Annotated in this window: 12 protein-coding genes; 4 read left to right on the top strand and 8 right to left on the bottom strand. The window is 57.3% G+C overall.

The genetic code is table 11. The annotated features are described in order from the left end of the window. Nucleotides 1–117: 117 nt before the first annotated feature. Nucleotides 118–3,063, bottom strand: a complete 2,946-nt coding sequence (locus tag OQH67_RS08920) for a hypothetical protein (protein WP_218957819.1) — start codon at nt 3,061–3,063, stop codon at nt 118–120. Between the two features lie 287 nt (nt 3,064–3,350). Between OQH67_RS08920 and OQH67_RS08915 the strand changes: the two genes are divergently transcribed. Further along, a complete protein-coding gene (locus OQH67_RS08915; protein ID WP_215711704.1) occupies nt 3,351–7,262 on the top strand; it encodes a hypothetical protein in 3,912 nt (1,303 codons plus the stop codon). Between the two features lie 395 nt (nt 7,263–7,657). After that, on the top strand, nt 7,658–8,470 hold the full coding sequence (locus OQH67_RS08910) for a hypothetical protein (protein WP_215459037.1): 813 nt from the start codon (nt 7,658–7,660) through the stop codon (nt 8,468–8,470). Between the two features lie 857 nt (nt 8,471–9,327). Here the strand turns inward: OQH67_RS08910 and OQH67_RS08905 are convergent. Both OQH67_RS08905 and OQH67_RS08900 read right to left on the bottom strand, forming a co-directional pair. Then, a complete protein-coding gene (locus OQH67_RS08905) occupies nt 9,328–10,458 on the bottom strand; it encodes a PDZ domain-containing protein (protein WP_215437823.1) in 1,131 nt (376 codons plus the stop codon). A 38-nt stretch (nt 10,459–10,496) separates the two neighbouring features. After that, entirely contained in the window at nt 10,497–11,417 is a 921-nt protein-coding gene (locus tag OQH67_RS08900) for a S1C family serine protease (RefSeq protein ID WP_161981445.1), read from the bottom strand. Nucleotides 11,418–11,661: 244 nt separating this feature from the next. On the opposite strand from OQH67_RS08900, the gene OQH67_RS08895 reads away from it, so the two are divergent. Then, nucleotides 11,662–14,325, top strand: a complete 2,664-nt coding sequence (locus OQH67_RS08895; protein WP_215437825.1) for a transglycosylase domain-containing protein — start codon at nt 11,662–11,664, stop codon at nt 14,323–14,325. Nucleotides 14,326–14,338: 13 nt separating this feature from the next. Beyond that, nucleotides 14,339–15,589, top strand: coding sequence for a DNA recombination protein RmuC (locus OQH67_RS08890; protein WP_215437829.1), 1,251 nt, complete (start codon nt 14,339–14,341; stop codon nt 15,587–15,589). Nucleotides 15,590–15,639: 50 nt separating this feature from the next. Here the strand turns inward: OQH67_RS08890 and OQH67_RS08885 are convergent, their stop codons facing one another. The 5 genes from OQH67_RS08885 to bla form a co-directional block, all read right to left on the bottom strand. Next, nucleotides 15,640–16,350, bottom strand: coding sequence for an HAD family hydrolase (locus tag OQH67_RS08885; protein ID WP_215437832.1), 711 nt, complete (start codon nt 16,348–16,350; stop codon nt 15,640–15,642). A 4-nt stretch (nt 16,351–16,354) separates the two neighbouring features. Further along, nucleotides 16,355–17,134: an acyl-ACP--UDP-N-acetylglucosamine O-acyltransferase gene (gene lpxA / locus OQH67_RS08880; protein WP_215437835.1), complete on the bottom strand. Its 780-nt coding sequence runs from the start codon at nt 17,132–17,134 to the stop codon at nt 16,355–16,357. 66 nt (nt 17,135–17,200) lie between these two features. Beyond that, nucleotides 17,201–18,070 carry an RDD family protein gene (locus OQH67_RS08875; protein WP_215437838.1) on the bottom strand — a complete coding sequence of 290 codons (870 nt, stop codon included), beginning with the start codon at nt 18,068–18,070 and terminating at the stop codon, nt 17,201–17,203. Nucleotides 18,071–18,083: 13 nt separating this feature from the next. After that, nucleotides 18,084–19,709: an FtsX-like permease family protein gene (locus OQH67_RS08870; RefSeq protein ID WP_215437842.1), complete on the bottom strand. Its 1,626-nt coding sequence runs from the start codon at nt 19,707–19,709 to the stop codon at nt 18,084–18,086. Between the two features lie 70 nt (nt 19,710–19,779). Continuing rightward, entirely contained in the window at nt 19,780–20,649 is an 870-nt protein-coding gene (gene bla / locus OQH67_RS08865; protein ID WP_215437845.1) for a class A beta-lactamase, read from the bottom strand. Nucleotides 20,650–20,651 lie beyond the last annotated feature (2 nt).

Below are 20,651 nucleotides of genomic sequence, written 5' to 3'. Positions count from 1 at the left end.
TGTCCGGGATAACAAGTTACAAACAAAAGGAACCTGGGAACGTGCAGGAACTCGGCGCATGTAGCGGGCTCCCTCCCGACAGAGGCTTTTCCCCTTCACCCCCCTTTACTCCATCCGTCATACTTCTTCAGGGGAGAGCCAGCGGAAGGAAACAATGTTGAACCGGCGGCCAAACGCCTTGTTCACCGCACTCAAATCCGTACCTTCCAGCGCTCCGGTCTTCATGTTCACCTTCGTCGCCGCCGTCTCCGGACTGTTCACCGGGTCCACATAGTTGATCCCACGCTGCACCACCGCCTCGCACCACGCACGGGAAAGCACCACTCCCTCCCGGCTCGTCACTTCCCCGTAGGCGCGGATTGTAAACGTGTCGTCGCGCGTGGTGAGAATGTTGCCCAGCACCGCAAGCACGTCCGACTGGATCAGGTAGCCGGGTGCCGCCGTAAAGACCGAGCCCTTGGCCGCATCCGCGTTCGGGTAGCCAACCTTGGGCGTGATGACCATGTCCGTGAGTTCGTCAAAGGTCCTGTTGATCGAGCTTTCGTCGATGGCCGCCTGGAGCGCCCCCTTCACCCCCATCTCTCCGCTCTGCAGGCGGCGGTTGATGAAGTCGGACATGTTCAGGAAGGGGCCCCTCTTCTTGACTTCCTTGACCATGTTGTCGGCAAGTGCGCGGATTTGCGTGTCGCTGAGCGTGCGCAGGTCAGACCAGGCCATGGCGTCTCCGTCCGGGATGCCGTTGGTGATGCCAATAGAGCCGTAGTCGTCCACGTGGGACTTGTTGCTGCTGGCTACCCCGAAGCGGGAGAAATTGGCCTGGTTGCTATTCAGCACGGAGGGCCTGCCGTTGGAAGAGTAGAGGAGCTTGCGGTTCTTGAGGCCCATGAGCATGGCCTCCCAGGCTCTCCGGGAGGTGGAGTTGACGTTGAAGCCTCCGGCGATGGGCAGGTACTTGGCGGAGAGCTTGTAGCCCTCGTCGGTTTTGGCCAGTTCGTCGATGACCGCTTCGGCGGGCTTGCCCTGGAGGTCCGGGGAGAGGCGCCTGTTGGCAATGCCTGCGGCCTTGTTGGAGGAAGTGTCCGTGGAGAATGCTTCCTTGAGCACGGACTTGAGGTCCTCTTTGGCGGAGCCGCCGATGCTGCGGGGCCGTGCGGCCAGGGAGGAGGTGAACCAGGAGTCCCAGAGGGCGTCGTTGATCATCAGGCCGTGGTCCCAGAAGTCGCCCAGGGAGGCGTCGCCCATGATTTCATTGTGTGAGAAAACCTTGTCGGGCGGGAGCATTGGGTCGGCAAAGGAGTTTCCGATGCCCACGCCTGGAACGCCTGACTGGTAGGCGAAGCGTTTGGCGATGGCGGCTTTGGAGTCGGTCTTGTACCAACCAGGGGTGAGCCTGAATCCTGCGAATCCGGCGAGGCTGGAGGGCTGCTGGAATGGGAGTTCGGCGGCCACAATCTTGTTGACCTGTTCGGCGCCGGGTCCGCCGAATGGGGAGAGCCGGGTGCCGTCGTTGGAGAGGATGTTGGAGATGGTGATGGGGAAGAAGTCGCTGTTGGCGTTCTTGACTTCAAACTGGTAGGGGCTATAGGATCGTCCGAGTTCGGATGCGGTGGGCATCTGGCTGCCCCAGAAGAGGGGGCTGGAGTGCTGCCAAGTCTTGGCACGGTAGTCCTTGCCTTCCGGGTAGGCGCCGATGACGGGAGGCTTGCCCCATTTCACGGAAACCCCATAATAGGCCACGAATGTGGAGTCCTCAGCCGCAGTACCGTAAAAGCCCCTGCGTTTTCTGTTGTCGTCCGGTCCTTCATTGTCCAGGAACATGTCAGCCGGGAGCTTGACTTGATCAAGCAGGGGTTTTTCCCAGGCACCCCAGTTGAGATTCAGGATGCCAGGCATGGCTTTATCAAATACGGCAGGATCACTGCCATCTGACAATGAACCGGATTGGCCTAGCTGTCTGGGATTCATGATCCCGGAAACCATGACAAGAGTACCGAGCTTTTTGGATTGAGAGGAAAATTCATCCGTGTACTTCGTGCAGAGGACAATGTTGTGCGGCGTATAATTGAGGTCGTTCAGATCTTCCGCAAATTTAATAGACATCATGGCAGTGCCTCTGTCTTCATAGCCGCTTCCGGATAAATATTGATATTGAATGCCGTCAGCCTGGTTGATGGCATAGGAACTGACCTGCCCCGGATCCTGAGTCCAGCCTTCCTTGAAGGCGAAGTTGTCCACGCGGATGTCATTTTTGTTGGCTTTGGACTGGGTGACCGCGTTGCCATGTTCAATTTTGGCTACGACAGGATGTGCAAAAATGACGATTTCCCCGGCTTTAAGTACGGAAGGTTCTCCCGCCTTGCCTACGCCGCCTGAAAGCAATTCCGAAGTTTTACGGAACGACGCTCCGAAGTCGGCAATCTGCCTGTTGTTGTAACCGTCATTGGGAGAATAGGGAGAGAATGGAGATTCGGAATAAGTCGCTGAAGAGGGATCCCAATTCTCAATTAGGTTGGCCTGCATGCGTGAATAGTTGTTCGTCTGCATGATCGGCATGTATCGGTGTTCTCCGAAGTAAGAGCCCCAGGGGCCGCCGTCCGCCCCGGTGAACGTCATGTCCACATTGTACGGGTTCCACCACACGTACACCGGGATGACGGAGACGCGCACGTCAATGTGGCCGCCGCGGGCGCCGTGCTGGGCGGTGCGCTTGACGTAGTTGATCCCCACGAAGGAATAGAAGCGCAGCAGGATAGGATGGCGCATGTAGGTGTAGCGGTTGTCCATCATTTCCATGTTGGCGGAGGCGTCCGCGGCTACCAGCGTGCTGGGCGTCTGCCCATTCCATTGCAGTGTGGCGGAGGCATCCTGGCCGTCCCTTTTGGTTGAAGAGTCCCACACATTGGCCCACAGGTGGAGCTGGTTCCAGGAGCTTATCGGGCGGTTCTGTTCCGTCGGAGTTCCGTCCTCTGTGGCGTAGGGACGCAGGCCGATGTCCGCCGTGTCTCCCCGGAACTCCTCAGGCAGTTTTTCCTGGGAAAGAAGAATGTTCAAGTCCTTCTTCAAGCCACCGAATTTGGAATCCTTATTTATCTTTATAACATCACTAAAACATTTGATTTTAAATGAATAAAATATTATTCCAATTCATCTCAGAGCTCAAATAAGGAAAAAATTCCGGTTCGGAAAACAAGGTTTCAGCATCCTTTTTCAACCAATTTTAGGCTTGCATGCACCCTCCGCTTTTTATAAGGTTCAGAGATAAGAATTGGCTTTTCGCCTTTCCATATTAGTGGATGGCTCGGCAACTCCAAACTAATAGGAAGGCGTCTCGCTAAAAATCATAGCTTTTCATGAAGATCAAACCTTCCAAAAAACGCCCTATTAAACACGTCAGCAAGGGTTTCGCGCTCATTGCCACCATCACCTTGATGATGCTCCTGGCCCTCCTGAGCGTCGGTCTGCTTACCATCGCATCATCACAGGTGCGCATCTCCGAGAAACAGCTCTTCGCTGCTGAGGCCAAGTCCCTGGCCAGATTCTCCCTGGAAGTTTCCCTGGGACAGCTCCAGTGCGAGCTGGGACCCGACCAGCGCGTTTCCGCCAACTCCGGCATTCTTTCTTCCGGCACCAGCGAAGGAAGCTCTCCTTACATCCTGGGCTCCTGGAACAGTTGGGACACCTGGCTCAACAGGAACAATTCCTCGGGCATGAGCATTGCTTCCACCTACGATACGGGCAGAAGCTCCATGTTCCGCCGCTGGCTGATTTCCGACCCCGACCTGCGCAGGCTCAGTACCCTGGAAGCCGGAAAAAACCTTCTGGGGCAAAGGACCCGTTCCAACCGCAGTTCCCGCAGTGTCTGCCTGCTGGGCCCCGGCACCGTAGGAACTCCGGTGGGAGCCCGCAACCAGGATAAAAAGGAAATTCATGCCCGCCCTGTACGCGTGGATGATTCTTCAAAGAATACGGGGCTGAAAAAGAATGCCAACACGCGCAAGTACATTGCCTGGTGGATTACGCCGGAAAACCAGAAGGCGCGCATCAACCTGATGACCCATGCCTCCCAGGAAAGCACTGACGCACTGACCGTTCTGCGCTCCACCTGGGATACTCCCGGCCCAGATCTGGACACCCTCAATATGACCTCATTGATGTCGGAAAGCTCCAGCGATGATTCATCTGCAGCTAGGAAACTAATCTCCCGGGATACGCTTCTTGCCAACAGCAAAAACGGCCGTCTGAAAGACCTGGGAGAGCTTTACCATGACATCACCCTGGTTTCTTCCAGCCTCCAGACGGATTCCAAATTCGGTGGCTTGAAGAAGGACTTGAACATTCTTCTTTCCCAGGAAAAACTGCCTGAGGAGTTCCGGGGAGACACGGCGGACATCGGCCTGCGTCCCTACGCCACAGAGGACGGAACTCCGACGGAACAGAACCGCCCGATAAGCTCCTGGAACCAGCTCCACCTGTGGGCCAATGTGTGGGACTCTTCAACCAAAAGGGACGGCCAGGATGCCTCCGCCACACTGCAATGGAATGGGCAGACGCCCAGCACGCTGGTAGCCGCGGACGCCTCCGCCAACATGGAAATGATGGACAACCGCTACACCTACATGCGCCATCCTATCCTGCTGCGCTTCTATTCCTTCGTGGGGATCAACTACGTCAAGCGCACCGCCCAGCACGGCGCCCGCGGCGGCCACATTGACGTGCGCGTCTCCGTCATCCCGGTGTACGTGTGGTGGAACCCGTACAATGTGGACATGACGTTCACCGGGGCGGACGGCGGCCCCTGGGGCTCTTACTTCGGAGAACACCGATACATGCCGATCATGCAGACGAACAACTATTCACGCATGCAGGCCAACCTAATTGAGAATTGGGATCCCTCTTCAGCGACTTATTCCGAATCTCCATTCTCTCCCTATTCTCCCAATGACGGTTACAACAACAGGCAGATTGCCGACTTCGGAGCGTCGTTCCGTAAAACTTCGGAATTGCTTTCAGGCGGCGTAGGCAAGGCGGGAGAACCTTCCGTACTTAAAGCCGGGGAAATCGTCATTTTTGCACATCCTGTCGTAGCCAAAATTGAACATGGCAACGCGGTCACCCAGTCCAAAGCCAACAAAAATGACATCCGCGTGGACAACTTCGCCTTCAAGGAAGGCTGGACTCAGGATCCGGGGCAGGTCAGTTCCTATGCCATCAACCAGGCTGACGGCATTCAATATCAATATTTATCCGGAAGCGGCTATGAAGACAGAGGCACTGCCATGATGTCTATTAAATTTGCGGAAGATCTGAACGACCTCAATTATACGCCGCACAACATTGTCCTCTGCACGAAGTACACGGATGAATTTTCCTCTCAATCCAAAAAGCTCGGTACTCTTGTCATGGTTTCCGGGATCATGAATCCCAGACAGCTAGGCCAATCCGGTTCATTGTCAGATGGCAGTGATCCTGCCGTATTTGATAAAGCCATGCCTGGCATCCTGAATCTCAACTGGGGTGCCTGGGAAAAACCCCTGCTTGATCAAGTCAAGCTCCCGGCTGACATGTTCCTGGACAATGAAGGACCGGACGACAACAGAAAACGCAGGGGCTTTTACGGTACTGCGGCTGAGGACTCCACATTCGTGGCCTATTATGGGGTTTCCGTGAAATGGGGCAAGCCTCCCGTCATCGGCGCCTACCCGGAAGGCAAGGACTACCGTGCCAAGACTTGGCAGCACTCCAGCCCCCTCTTCTGGGGCAGCCAGATGCCCACCGCATCCGAACTCGGACGATCCTATAGCCCCTACCAGTTTGAAGTCAAGAACGCCAACAGCGACTTCTTCCCCATCACCATCTCCAACATCCTCTCCAACGACGGCACCCGGCTCTCCCCATTCGGCGGACCCGGCGCCGAACAGGTCAACAAGATTGTGGCCGCCGAACTCCCATTCCAGCAGCCCTCCAGCCTCGCCGGATTCGCAGGATTCAGGCTCACCCCTGGTTGGTACAAGACCGACTCCAAAGCCGCCATCGCCAAACGCTTCGCCTACCAGTCAGGCGTTCCAGGCGTGGGCATCGGAAACTCCTTTGCCGACCCAATGCTCCCGCCCGACAAGGTTTTCTCACACAATGAAATCATGGGCGACGCCTCCCTGGGCGACTTCTGGGACCACGGCCTGATGATCAACGACGCCCTCTGGGACTCCTGGTTCACCTCCTCCCTGGCCGCACGGCCCCGCAGCATCGGCGGCTCCGCCAAAGAGGACCTCAAGTCCGTGCTCAAGGAAGCATTCTCCACGGACACTTCCTCCAACAAGGCCGCAGGCATTGCCAACAGGCGCCTCTCCCCGGACCTCCAGGGCAAGCCCGCCGAAGCGGTCATCGACGAACTGGCCAAAACCGACGAGGGCTACAAGCTCTCCGCCAAGTACCTGCCCATCGCCGGAGGCTTCAACGTCAACTCCACCTCCCGGAGAGCCTGGGAGGCCATGCTCATGGGCCTCAAGAACCGCAAGCTCCTCTACTCTTCCAACGGCAGGCCCTCCGTGCTGAATAGCAACCAGGCCAATTTCTCCCGCTTCGGGGTAGCCAGCAGCAACAAGTCCCACGTGGACGACTACGGCTCTATTGGCATCACCAACGGCATCCCGGACGGAGACGCCATGGCCTGGTCTGACCTGCGCACGCTCAGCGACACGCAAATCCGCGCACTTGCCGACAACATGGTCAAGGAAGTCAAGAAGAGGGGCCCCTTCCTGAACATGTCCGACTTCATCAACCGCCGCCTGCAGAGCGGAGAGATGGGGGTGAAGGGGGCGCTCCAGGCGGCCATCGACGAAAGCTCGATCAACAGGACCTTTGACGAACTCACGGACATGGTCATCACGCCCAAGGTTGGCTACCCGAACGCGGATGCGGCCAAGGGCTCGGTCTTTACGGCGGCACCCGGCTACCTGATCCAGTCGGACGTGCTTGCGGTGCTGGGCAACATTCTCACCACGCGCGACGACACGTTTACAATCCGCGCCTACGGGGAAGTGACGAGCCGGGAGGGAGTGGTGCTTTCCCGTGCGTGGTGCGAGGCGGTGGTGCAGCGTGGGATCAACTATGTGGACCCGGTGAACAGTCCGGAGACGGCGGCGACGAAGGTGAACATGAAGACCGGAGCGCTGGAAGGTACGGATTTGAGTGCGGTGAACAAGGCGTTTGGCCGCCGGTTCAACATTGTTTCCTTCCGCTGGCTCTCCCCTGAAGAAGTATGATTTAAACATGGCTTGAAGAGCTTTCAGTCCAGGAGCTTCCTTTCTTCCCCTTTTATACCGGCCTCTGCCCTTTCAGCATTCGGCAATCATTGACAGCCGCCGCCTTCCCTCCCGCGGAAGTCGGCGGTTTTTCCCGATCCCCCTCTCCCCGTGCTTCGGATTTTTCTTGTTACATAATGCTCCACATCCCTATTTTAAGCTTGCACGGCCTTTCCCATTCATGTACTTCACAAGGGATATAAGACCCAGTTCAGACTGGCATTTCCAACAATGCTTCATTGGTCTGCCGTCGTTTCCGCAGCATTCGTTTTCCAACCGCTCCCGTGTCGGTTAAATGCTCCGGTCAAACAACTGGTACCGGGTTCTCTTTCCACACTTCATATTTCTCCGAACATATGCGCATCCCATTCATCCTGACCGTTGCCTGCTTCCTTGGAGGCATGTCCCTCGTACATGGGCAGTCCCGCCAGCCTGCGGCGCCCAGAACGCCTGAACCGGCTAGAAATTCCCCCGCCGGAGACACGGTGGACAAGTCTCTTTCCCCTGCTTCCGTCAACGGCATTCGCTTCGTGCTGAAAACCCCGATGACCCTCCCGGAAGTCATTTACATGCCCATTGACGGCAAAAGACTGGAAAAAGTGGAACTTCGCGCCGCGCTGCCAGGACGCCGCAGCGTTTATCCCCGGAGCAAGATCATTACCCTTTTCGGAGGGTTGGACCAAAAAGGCATGCCGACGAACAAGCTGGTTTCCAAACCGCTCCCTGATAATCTCGGTCCCAAAACGCTGGCCCTGGTAGGCAAGAACAGCAAGGGAGAGTTCACGCTGGATTTCATCAATGAAGCGGAACTGCCGATGAACTGCATCTACATCCAGAACCTCACCGGACGCACGTTCACCCTGGAGCTACCCAATCCTCCTATGGGAGAAAAAAGCGCCATTGAGCTCCCCAGCATGGCGACCTACGTCTTTGGGAAGGATGTGGCAGGAGCCGGCGCGGCCCGCTCCACTCCCGCCAATTTGACGTACATGGCACGCCTTAAAGACGGAAAAGTCGTCAAGGTCAAGGAACGCGGCATGATGCTGACCACTTATCCCGGACGCAAGGTCGTCATGATCATTTCTCCGGATGCTTCCGGACGCACCGTCGTTCTTTCAGAGCTGATGATTTTCAAGGAAAAAACGGTTGCCACGTCTCCGGCACGATAACGGATACCGTCCTTCCTGCGGGAAACCTTTCAGCTTCCTTCCAGAAAAGTCCATGCAGAGAGTCCTCCGGTTATTTCCGAGAGGAATGAAATTCAAACGTCTCCATTCCATTCTTTCCCGGCAGGGGCATGCGAACGTCCCGGAGACCGCCATTCAATTAGCTCTTGGAATGATAAGAATTCAACCTATGTAATCACCTTGATAAATACGACTATTCAAGGGATTCTTATGAAGAAAACTAGATGGCTGATGCAAACATCCGTAAGGAATTCACCGGCATTCAGGCAGGATCAAGGACAAGCTCAAGAAAGTCCGCTGCCTATCTGACGGCGTAGAAAACTTCCTTTGCATGAAATCTCTGGGAGAAAACAGGATGCCGAATGAACGGCAGTGGCACTTGATTCCCTTGCTCCGAACATTTCCGGACCGGAATTGACAGTCTTTCCGCGAATATTAGCCGGCAGTATCCGAAAGAACCGGACCATGCGGAGAAAGTGGAGTTTGAATATACGGACAGGGAGGGTTTCATTCAACACAAGGTTCCTTCCCGCATGCAGGTTAACATGAAGAAACTGGAAAATGATGATGCTCCGCATATTTCCAGGAAACGGAGCGCTCCTCGTCCGTTGCTTCCACTTCTCCGGTAGCCGGTAATGTAACCCATTACCTTTATACGCCGCACAGAAAACAGAACTTTTTCAGGAAATGCCTTAAAGAACGGGAAACCACGAAGAGTTCTTTCCGAAGGGACTTTCCGCCGAGGAGATATACGACGTTCCGTTCCGAAGCCATCATGCATGAGCAACCATGGAAGGCTCCCTGGCCCCGTCCACAGGATTTCCATTCCTCCGCCCACCTTAATACACCTTCGGCACCAGGCCCTGGCGGCTCATCTTGTCTTCCACTTTCCGGCGGTTTTCCTCCAGACGGCGCGCGTCATAAGCATCGTCCACCGGCTGTGCTTCCGGGATATTTTCATCACGGCTTGCCTGATATTGCTGCACTTTCGGAAGCACGCCCTCCACCAGCTCCCGGCATATCCAGGAAGGGAGAATGTACGTTTCCGTCCGTCCGGCACGGCTCAGGGCCAGTCCCACGAATTTGCCGTTGACGTCAATGACCGGACATCCTGCCCGTTCCGGAAACAAAGTCATGTCCGACTGGATGACCAGCGGGAATTCGTCACGCTTCAGACTCATGCGGTTGCCCATGGAATTCATCATGTCCAGCCGTTTCTGAGGGAATTTCATCACTTTTGGCCTGGCCCCGGTGAGAAGCTGCCCCTCAACCTTCCGGTTTTGGCGCACCACTTCCACAGGAACGGTTTCCCCGGGCCGTACGCCCACCATGGCCGCACGTATGGAATACATCCCGTCCACAGGCTTTCCATTGAGCTTCATGAGCACATCCCCGGCCTGAAGGCCGCTGCGGTGGGCACCGCTCCCGGCTTCCACGCCGCCAATCATCACGCCCTCACCATCCCAGCGGGGATCGGAGACGATGCCCAGATAAGGCTGGTCGTCCGCTCTCAGGCTGCGCTGGGCTACGGACACCACGCCGAAGTCGCTGACATGTCCCGTGGGAGATACCGCGGCAATGATATCCCCTTCCTTGGCCTGCACATAGGAGTCCAGGTCAATGGGCGGTGAGGGCAGCCCCGGCACATCCATCATCAGCAGGTCGTGTTCCGGAAGAGCAAATAGAACCTTGGCATCATAAACTTTTCCGGAGGCGTCCACCAGCATGACCGGGCGCCTTTCCTTCTGCAAGTCGCTCAACTTGGTGAGTACTTTTCCCTTGCCTACCACGGTACCCAGCGCCACCTGACGGTTGCCGGCCACAAGCGCCACCACGGATTTGCCGATGGGAACGGCTACCTTGTCCCAATCCCGGAAGATCTGGCGGGCCTGGGCATCCAGCACCGCCTTGTCCTCCGGAGCAATCATCTGGTCCGCGGGCAGGGGGGAAGCTATTTCCTGTCCACACACGGCACCCGCAGCCAACACTGTCAATAGGTATCTTATCATCATCCCTGAGGTTGTTCCATTTGTTTCAGTCCGGACATCAGGTCACCGCGCCTGCCGAAGGTAAGGTCGGCCTTATAGGCAGTTCCTTTCCGGAGAACGACCAAAGGCACCGTTTCTCCCGGCCTGTGACGCCCCAGCTCCCGGAGCATGTCGCGCACGGAGCGCAGGCCGCGGCTGTCCATGTACGTAATGACGTCTCCGGGCCTGATTCCCGCCTCATCCGCAGGAGAGTCCACGACCACATCCTCCACCACGACACCGTCCACGCCCATCACATCCATCATGGCAAAGCCGAGAACGGGAGAGTCCGGATCAGCCATGGGATGCAGTCCCAACTGGCCCCACTGGCGGCCGGAGAGCAGTTTCTCCCAATCATGGCGGAAGACGGAAACGGGAACATGGTTGTTGATTTTCAGCATCGGCCCAATGGAGGAATGGATGCCCACCAGCTTTCCGGACAGATCGAAGAGGGGGCCCCCGGAATCGCCGCCTATCAACGTGCATTCGGAGATCAGGAACCGCTGCTTTCCGTCCGTGCAGAGCCTTCCCATGCGGATGGGTGCACGTCGTTCCGGGTCAAATCCCTTGGAATGCCCCAGGGCCACCACGAAGTCTCCTACGTGCAACGCGTCGGACTCGCCCAGTTCCACATGAGGATAAGTGCCTTCGCCAAGAATCTGCACCATGGCGGCGTCACGGGTAAAATTGGCTCCCAGAACGCGGCCTTTCATCACGCGCCCGTCTGAAAACACCACGCGCATCATCTCGTCGCCGCCCACCACGTGGGCCGCCGTCAGAATGAGCCCCTGGGGACTTACGATGACACCGCTGCCCGTTTCTCCTCCATCGGAAACCAGGGCTACCGTAGCGGCGGTGGCAGATTGAGCTACCTGTTGAATTTGTTTTTGCAAGTTTGCCATGGCCGGCACAGTCTCCGCGATGCCGCTCCCCACGAATAACAGGGACAAAAGTCCTCCAACGACCAAGTAATAAAAACTCGCCATTCTACGTTTTGATATCATGAAATTATCGATAATCGGGTGGTTTGACATATCCTACTACAAGAACGTTCAATACGGACAGGATTTGTCTATGGATTTGCGACATGGCACACTATCTTTTGCTTAGACCATCCGAAATATTTATGATAAAATTTTTCTACGGATGGGTGCAGACGACAAATCACGGAAAGGAAACGCCAGCTCCTGGAGGGAACGCATCCCGGACGCCCAGCCGGTTTCCCGCGCCAAGTCCGCCCGCAGAAAGAGGCAGCCACCCCGCCCTTCCTATCCCGGTCTGCCGGGAGAAGAGCCACGGCCGGCCGTGATTCCGGGCCCCACCCGCAGAACGGCAGGCCCGCGCGATTCATCCTCTCCGTATGGCGCGCCCTCCCCACGGCCACGGAAAGCACCCCGTTCCGCACCCCAGGTTGAGTATGATGAAGAAAAAGCCACTCCGGAAAGGAGTTCCCGGCCTTCCGGAAAGCGGCGCAAACCGGGCTTCACCATCTTCGGAGCCCTGTGGTTCGTTCTGACAATGCCGTTCCGCTTCATCGGCGCCCTGACCCGCAATATCCGCTGGTTCATCAGCTGGCCCCTCCGCATCCTGTTGAGCGTTTCCTTTGTAGGCATCGTCGTCGGTGCCATTCTCGTTTTCCTGTACGGCACCATTTCCAACCGCTACGACATTTCGGAAGTGAAAAGCAACATTCCGGAACGCACGGTTATTCTCGACCGCAAAAACCGGACCATCGGCACCCTGCACGGAGAGAACCGCAGACGCGTTCCCCTTCAGGAAGTTCCTCCCATTTTTATAGATGCACTGCTGCTCCGTGAAGACAATCGCTTTTACGACCACGGCGGCGTGGACTGGATCGGCGTGGGCCGCGCCGTCGCCCAGGTCATCAAGCATAAAAGAGCCACGCAGGGCGCCTCCACCCTGACCATGCAGCTTGCCAAAATCACGTATAACCACCAGGAACGCAACCTGCACAGCAAGCTGACGGAAGTAGCCCTGGCCAAACGCATTGAGGCAACCTACAGCAAGGACGAAATTCTGGAAACCTACATCAACCGCATTTTCTGGGGCCACACCTTCCTGGGAATAGCCGCCGCGTCTCGCGGCTATTACGACAAGGAGCCCCGCGACCTCTCCCTTTCGGAATGCGCCACGCTGGCAGGCATCATCTACGGCCCGAATGATTTTTCCCCCCTCAAGCACCCGGAAGAAGCCAGAAAAGTCCGGGACATCGTGCTCGGGCTGCTGAAAGACGCCGGCAAGATCACGGAGGTGCAATACGCCGCCGCTCTCGCGGAACCCATCGTGACGCATCCGCCGCAGTCCAGGTCCGAGGAAAACTACGCCATGGACCTCGTGCGCCGGGAGCTGGACGCCATTCTGGAAGAGGAAGACATCCGCCTGGGAGGCCTCGTGGTCCATACCACGCTGGACCTGGACCTGCAGAACGCCACGCTGGACATCATCAACAAGCACATGACGGCTCTGGAAAGCCGGAAGGATTTCAAAAAGCACCTAGCCTCCCTCCAGGCCAGAAGAGAGAAGCGCGGCATCGTTAAAAACAAGCTGACCACCAAGGCGGAATATGAGGCGGCCCTGGCCGCCTACAAGGCAATTCCCGCGGAACAGAGGGAAAAGACCCAGCCCCCCATGCCCAATTACATCCAGTCCGCGGCCGTGGTGATGGACAATGCCACGGGAGCGCTTCTGGCCGTTGTCGGCGGACGGGACGCGGAGGAATCCAAGCTGAACCGCGCCATCCAGTCCCGGCGGCAGACGGGCTCCCTGTTCAAGCCGTTCGTTTACGCCACTTTCTTTCAGCAGGGCAATTCCGCGGATACCCGCATTTCCGACGACCGCATCGCCCATGGGGAAATACGCGGCGCAGCCAACTGGTCCCCCCGCAACTCGGACGGCACCTACCGCGGCATGAAACCCGCCTCCTTCGGCCTCATTCTTTCCCGCAACACCATGTCCGTGCGCATCGGCAACCGGGCCGGGCTGGGCAACGTCATCCAGTCCGCCGAGCTGGCCGGGTTCCATGGAAACGTCTCCAAGACTCCGGCCCTGTTCCTGGGCACCTGGGAAGCCTCCCCCCTGGACGTGGCGAGCGCCTATAGTGTGTTTGCCAACGGCGGCGTGCGCCCCACGCCATACATCATCGACCACATTACGGATTCCAAAGGACAGCCACGCTTTGCCATTACCAAGAGCAGGCGCGCCGTTTATTCCCAGCGCGCGGCCAATATCACCTCCTCCATTCTCCAGCAGGTCTGCAAGCCCGGAGGCACTGCGGGCAGAATCACCGCCCTGGGGTTCAAGGCGCCGTGCGGAGGCAAGACAGGCACTACGAACAATTACACGAACGCCTGGTTTGCAGGCTACACCTCCAACCTGACATGCAGCGTCTGGGTGGGATTTGACACCGCCACCAAAATTCTGGAAAAAGGGTACGGCGGCACGCTGGCTCTTCCCATCTGGACGGATATCATGCTGGCCTCCCAAAAGGAAGGCTATCCCTTCAACGCGATCCGCACCAGGGCAGCCTCGGAAGGCCAGGCCGTTCTCGTATGCCGGGAATCCAACCAGCTGGCCCATTCCGGCTGCCAATACGCCAAAACGGCCTATTATGAAACAACGGTAGGCTACGAGGCCCCTGCCAAAATGTGTGAAAAGCATATTCCCCTTGCGGAGCCGGGCACGGAAGAAGACATTCCCTATGCAGAGCCGCTCGACAGTTCCGATGACAACATTCCGCTGGCCGAACCCGTAGATGAAACGGACGGCATTCCCTACGCCACCCCCATCTGATCCACCATCTTCCATGATTCCCCCCTTCATTCCCTGGCTTCTGGCCGCCCTGCTCCTGCTTGCCTGCCTGGCGCTTCTGGTCGCCCTGCTGCGCTACCGGGACCGTTCCGTCCGCCTGGAGGCGGAATCCCTCTCCTGGCGGGAGCGGGCGGAGGACAGGACGCAGATGCTCCGCACCGCGGAAGAAGTGCTCAGGAATTCCTTTGCCGGCATCAGTGCGGAAGTCCTTCGCAACTCGGAAAAACAATTCCTCAACCTGGCGGAAACGCGTCTCCAGAACCAGCACCAGCAGGCTAGGCATGATCTGGAATCCCGAAAGCAGGCCATTGAGTCCCTGCTCAAGCCGGTGAGTGACTCCCTCAAGTTGGTCCAGTCCCGCCTGGGAGAAATAGAAAAGGAGCGCGTGGGCGCTTATGCGGACCTGAAAACCCAGATACGCTACATCCTTTCCGGCAATGAGGCCCTGAAGAACGAAACAGCCAGACTTTCCCAGGCCCTGCACCATAACAACGCCCGCGGCCAGTGGGGAGAACTCCAGCTTCGCCGCGTGGTGGAACTGGCGGGCATGGTGGAATACTGCGATTTCACCACGCAGCAGACCCGTTCCCGGGAGGAGGATAGAATCCGCCCGGACATGGTCATCCATCTTCCGGGAGGGCGCTCCATCATCATTGACGCCAAGGCGCCCATGACGGCCTACCTCCATGCCGGAGAGACGGACAGGCAGGAAGAACGGAGCCAGTGGATGAGCCGCCACGCGGCGGACGTGAAAAAGCATTTGCAACAATTGAGCGCCAAAAACTACTTCGCCCAGTTTTCGCCGTGCCCTGAATTCGTCATCATGTTCCTGCCGGGAGAAGCTTTTTTCCAGGCAGCTCTGGAAGCGGACCCGTCCCTGATCGAATTCGGCGCGGAAAACAGGGTTATCCTGTCCACACCCTCCACATTGATCGCACTGCTGAAAACCGTCGCCTACGGCTGGAAACAGGAACAACTGGCGGACAACGCCAAAAAGATTTCCGAGGCGGGAACGGACCTGTTCGATACCTGTGCCATCCTCACCGGGCATTTTTCCTCCCTGGGCAAAAGCCTGAACCAGGCGGTCAACCAGTACAACAAGACCGTTTCCTCCTTTGAGCACCGGTTCATTCCGCGGGCCCAGAAATTGAAGAATCTGGGCGTCACGTCCTCCAAGGACCTGCCTTCCAGCCTGGAAGACATCACCCTCCGGGCAAAGGGCACAGACGTTCAGGAAGAAGAGTGAAAACGGACAAAAAGAAGCTTTGCGCAAAGCTTCTGCACCAGGCCTCCGGCCTATTCGGAAACCTCGTCCCCCTGTTTCAGAACCGGAAATGGCAGGTTTTCTTCATGTTCCAGGCAAAAGGACAGCTCCTGCACGGAACCGCACACAGGCACATGGAAAGCGTCGAGGGCGGCACGGGTACTGTACCCCCACCCTACCAGGACCAGCCGGGTACCGGCATTCACGGCCGTATTGCCGTCGTGGGCGGAATCTCCCACCATGCATGCCTTCTCCGGTTTCCTGCCCCATTCATGGACGATGGACAGCAGGGAATCCGGTTCCGGCTTGCGGGGAAAACGCTCGGAAAAACCCATTACAGTCCGGAAAGGCACATCCGGAAAGACGTGATGCACCAGAGGCACGGTCACCACGTGCGGCTTGTTGGACAGAACGCCGAGGGGATGGCCTTCTTCCGCCAGTTGCAGGAGCATCTCACAAATGCCCGCATAAGGAACCGTTCCGTTTTCCCAGGTATGTCGGTATTCCCGCATAAAACCCGCATGCAAGGCTTCAAAGGCGGATTCCGGAACGGGTCCGTTAAAATATCCACGCAAGGCGGCCAGGCACAGCTCCCGGGCGCCCCGCCCAACCATTCCGCGAATCGCTTCTACGGAATGTTCCGGGTATCCCAGGGACTCCAGAGCCAGGTTCAATCCGCGGGCAATGCCGGGAATGGAGTCCACAAGCGTTCCGTCCAGGTCAAAGACAAAACCCGTTTTCATGGCCTCAGTGGCAGAATCCGCGTTCCGACGTCTGCGCGAATTCAATGATGCGCTGCAGGCAGGGATTTTCCCCGTAAGGAGATTGCAACAGTTCCTCGATGGCCTCATGCACCGTCAGTTTTTTGTTGACGAAAAGCTTCTTATAGCACATGCGCACGGCCCGCAGGTCTTCCTCTGAAAAACCGCGCCGCTGCATGCCTATGGAATTGACGGCGCGCGTAACGGCGGGATGGCCTTCCACAATGGTATAGGGCAGCACGTCCTGGGCCACGCGGGCCACGGCGCCCACCATGGCGTGTTCCCCAATCCGGACAAACTGGTGCACGGCGCAGCAACCCGCCAGAATGGCGTAGTCCCCCACCGTTACATGCCCGGCAGCCGTGGCAAAGCCGGAGAAGATGACGTGGTTGCCGATCTGGCAGTCATGGCCGGCATGGCAGGATACCAGAAACAGGTTGTTGTTCCCAATCCGCGTTCTGCCGCCAATATCCGTAGCCCGGTTGATGGTGGCGTTTTCCCGGAAAACGTTGTTGTCCCCCACTTCCAGATAAGTAGGTTCGCCCCGGTACTTCAAATCCTGGCTCTTCAGGCCGATTACGGAGAACGGAAAAAATTCATTGCCGCTGCCGAAGGAGGACGGGCCGTCAATGACCACGTGGCTGTGAAGCACGCATCCGGGCCCCAGCTTCACCTGCTCCCCGACAACGCAAAAAGGGCCTATTTTAACATCATCCGCAATTTCCGCAGTAGGATGCACTACTGCCGTTGGGTGTATTTCTGGCATGGCGCCACAAGTATGAGACAATTTCAGGTGATGAAAAGACTAAATCCCGCAAAAACGGCCTTTTTGTCACATTTGGGAAGACGCCTGCACATAGGCCTCCATGTCCGGAAGCCAGGGGAGAACCAGGAAGTACATGATTTGCAAACACAGGATGATCAGGGCCACGGTCATGGCCACCTTGCGGAAGGAAAGAGGCTCGTTCAACACGTCCGTCGTCCCCAGCCTTCTGTCCCACGGAGTAAAGCCGAAACGGCGTACCCACCACCAGGAAAAGAACAGGGCCAGCATCGTCAAGGTAGGGGCGAAACACCCCAGACCCAACACCATCACGAACAGGGCGCGCCTGAACGCCGTGGAGAAAGACAGCCGGTTTCCCAAATAGTCACGCACGGAAACACCCAGCATGGATTTTCCAGGCGTCGTACCCAGCGTGCTCAGGAACAGGCCCTCAATAAGCGTCATCGGCAGGCAGATGTAAAGAAGGGCTTCATACGTGCCCGGCAGCAGTCCGGGCTGGAATCCCACGCCTAACAGCCTCAGCAACGCCAGATACACCGTCATGTGCATCATCACGTCCGCCATCCTTCCCAGAAAACGGACGTAAGGGTAAGGAACGACCAAAACCACCCCGGCCTCCGCCTCCGGAGATCCTTCTCCGGTCTCCGCCATGGAACGTTCATCGCCGGGCTCCTCCGGCCCGGGGAGCTCCCCATCCTCTCCCGGAGCGCTTTCCCGCATGGTTCGGCGTTTCTCTTCATCTTTTCGGTCAAACATTTCCTTCATCACGGGCAGTTCACGTATTTGCACCCATTCGTCACACCCGACATGCCAGGCGCGGACGGTTTCCGGGATCAGGCCCGCCTCCAGCATGGAAATGACTTCCACCTCCGGCAAAGGCCCCTTTTTTTCGTGATCCTGAATCCAGTAAATATCCATGAGTCGCTTCCGTTTACATGCTGCGGAGGGAACGGGCCGGGTCCTGGCGCGCCGTGATAAGGGCGGGAATGATGGAGGCCACGACGACCATCACAAAGGCTTTCACCCCCTGCCAGGCGATCTCCGTCCAGTCAATCACTACCGGAATGTTTGCCGTTCCATGGAAAGCCACGGGGAACGGATCAAAGCCGATGCCCGCCAGGAACATCTGAATCTGCATGCGGTACTCCAGCACCAGCAGCCCCAGACCGACGCCCAGAAGGGCCCCTATAAAACCGATGATCACACCCTGCCACAGAAACACGCGCACCACCTGGAACGGCGTGGCGCCCAAAGCCTTCATGACGGCAATCTCCCGTTTGCGCTGGATGGAGACGGTGAACATCACCGCCATGATGCAAAACGCGGATATCAGGGAAATAAACGACAGCACGAAACTCATCATCATGCGTTCCTTCTGCATCAGTTCAAACCATGAATTGAACCGGTCGTGCCAGGTTTCCAGCACCCAGGAGGAAGCGGGCTTCTCCTTTTCCAGAGCCTGCATCACGGGCGCCAGCATGGTCTCCACATGGTAGGGATCATCCACGCGCAGGGCCACGGCCTGTACCACATCGTCCTCATACCCCAGCAATTCCTGGCCAATGACCAGAGGAATGAACAAATCCGGGCTGGGCGTGTGCTGGGAGGCGCGGTAAATGCCGATGACTTCCAAATCCTTGGGCATCACCAGCTCCTTGATTTTTCGGAAGCATTCCATGTCCGCCTCATTGCGCTGTTCGGCGGAGAATTCGGCCAAAACGGCTTCCCATTCCTTGCCCGTACCTTCCGGAAAAGCCACCTTGCCTCCCTCCAGGGCCTCCCCTTCATTGAGCAGGCCGATCATATCCAGCAGACTGGAGCGTTCCGTATCCCGGCGGGGGACGGCCAACAGGTTGTTCAAAGTGGCGAACGCCTGGTCCACGGACGCCTGGGACGCCTCTTCACGCCCCTGCTCCGCTTTCAGGGATTTTCCCCATTTCTTCAGATCATTCAGCTCCGCGGCGTTTTTTTCCGCCAGCAGAGGCAGTTCCGTCTGCTGGTAGGCGTGTGAAATTTCCTGAAAATTCCGGGTGGTGTACACGCGCACGGTATCGCCCACATTCAGGCCCATGTTCTCCGCCACGATGGAAGAAATGACCGCCTTTTCCCCCATGTCCAAATCGGCGTTTCCGGAAACGATCAAATGCTTCAAATCCTCAAGCTGTGCCGCATTTTCCGTATCAATGGCGCGGAAAAAGCAGGGCCTCTGCTTCCCCTGAACGTCCACCAGCGCATAATCCTCAATCAGGGCATACGTGGACTGGACGCCGGGAACGTGCCTGAGCTTGTCACTCAGCTCCACCCAGTCCGGAATCACTTCACGGACGCCGAAGTCATTTCTGTAGCATACCTGCACGTGGGGGGAATGCGCGAACAGGTTGCCCTGAATTTCCTTCTGAAGACCGCCCATGACGGACAACACGACAATGAGCACCATCACCCCCAGGGAAACGCCCAGCAGGCAGATCAGGGTGATGATGGAAAAGAACGTGCGCAGCGGATTCAAATACCGCAGCGCCAGACTCAGACTGATGTACCGGCTCAATAGGTTCTTCATGAATAACGCGGCACACCTTGCCTGATGCACGCGGCCTTTCCAAGCTTAAAACATGTCCCGGCCCGGACGTTCACTTCTTAACGCCTCCGGCGGCTTCCCATTCCGTACACAGCCAGCGGGCTACGGAAGCGATCGTCCCCTCGCAGACGGCGGGAGAATCCTTGGAATTCATCACGAAAACAGTCACGGCCATTCTCCTGCCGCCGGGCAGTACAATGATCCCGGCGTCATTGATGGCGGAAACGGCGCCGTCCGGCAACGCTCCTCCCGTTCCGGTCTTGTGCGCCACCACGTATTCCTTCGGCAGCAGGCCCTTCAACCGCTCCGCCCCTGTAGCGCAGGAAGCCATCATATCCCACAGGAAAAGCTGTGTATCCTTTTTCAATATCTTCCCCTCGTCAAACATCCGGAACAGGAAGGTCACGGCGGAGGGACGGGCGGAATTGGAATACTGCCATTCATGATTCCGGTGTGTGTCCGCTTCCGTGTACTTAACATTCATGTTTTCCACCCCCCATTCCTTCAAATCCTTTTGAACGGCTGCGGGGCCTCCTATCAGGGAAAACAGGATGTCACAGGCATTATTGTCGCTTTCCTGCACGGAAAAACGCAACAATTCCTTTAACGGGAATTCTCCGCCCTGCGGAAAGCGGTCCCTCAAAGGACTCCATGTTTTTTCCGGCAGCTGGTCCCTGGTCACGTGCACCTTCTGGTCCAGATTCAGAACTTCCTGATCCACCCGCTTCAGCACGGACAGGGCCAGCGGAAATTTATAAACGCTCTGCATGGGGTAAAAAGCTTCGTCCCCCACAGAGACGGATTCGCCCGTGTCCAACATGACGGCGGAAACGCCCACCTTCGCTTTCAACGGACGGACAATTTCCCGGATGGCGGCGGAATCTCCTCCCGGAACCGCGGCGGAAAAAGAAAACGTTCCCATAA

Origin of the sequence: Akkermansia biwaensis (assembly GCF_026072915.1) — a bacterium.
In the GTDB taxonomy this organism is placed as follows: domain Bacteria; phylum Verrucomicrobiota; class Verrucomicrobiia; order Verrucomicrobiales; family Akkermansiaceae; genus Akkermansia; species Akkermansia biwaensis.
The sequence above is the reverse complement of the archived record's forward strand: the minus strand, read 5'-3'. Positions and strand labels throughout refer to the sequence as shown.

What these genes read in the sequence shown, in the direction of transcription:
- OQH67_RS08915 (WP_215711704.1), top strand. Translation starts at nt 3,351, where the DNA reads ATGAAGATCAAACCTTCCAAAAAACGCCCTATTAAACACGTCAGCAAG.
- OQH67_RS08875 (WP_215437838.1), bottom strand. Translation starts at nt 18,070, where the DNA reads ATGGATATTTACTGGATTCAGGATCACGAAAAAAAGGGGCCTTTGCCG.
- lpxA (WP_215437835.1), bottom strand. Translation starts at nt 17,134, where the DNA reads ATGCCAGAAATACACCCAACGGCAGTAGTGCATCCTACTGCGGAAATT.
- OQH67_RS08895 (WP_215437825.1), top strand. Translation starts at nt 11,662, where the DNA reads ATGGGTGCAGACGACAAATCACGGAAAGGAAACGCCAGCTCCTGGAGG.
- OQH67_RS08885 (WP_215437832.1), bottom strand. Translation starts at nt 16,350, where the DNA reads ATGAAAACGGGTTTTGTCTTTGACCTGGACGGAACGCTTGTGGACTCC.
- OQH67_RS08890 (WP_215437829.1), top strand. Translation starts at nt 14,339, where the DNA reads ATGATTCCCCCCTTCATTCCCTGGCTTCTGGCCGCCCTGCTCCTGCTT.
- OQH67_RS08870 (WP_215437842.1), bottom strand. Translation starts at nt 19,709, where the DNA reads ATGAAGAACCTATTGAGCCGGTACATCAGTCTGAGTCTGGCGCTGCGG.
- OQH67_RS08900 (WP_161981445.1), bottom strand. Translation starts at nt 11,417, where the DNA reads ATGGCAAACTTGCAAAAACAAATTCAACAGGTAGCTCAATCTGCCACC.
- bla (WP_215437845.1), bottom strand. Translation starts at nt 20,649, where the DNA reads ATGGGAACGTTTTCTTTTTCCGCCGCGGTTCCGGGAGGAGATTCCGCC.
- OQH67_RS08910 (WP_215459037.1), top strand. Translation starts at nt 7,658, where the DNA reads ATGCGCATCCCATTCATCCTGACCGTTGCCTGCTTCCTTGGAGGCATG.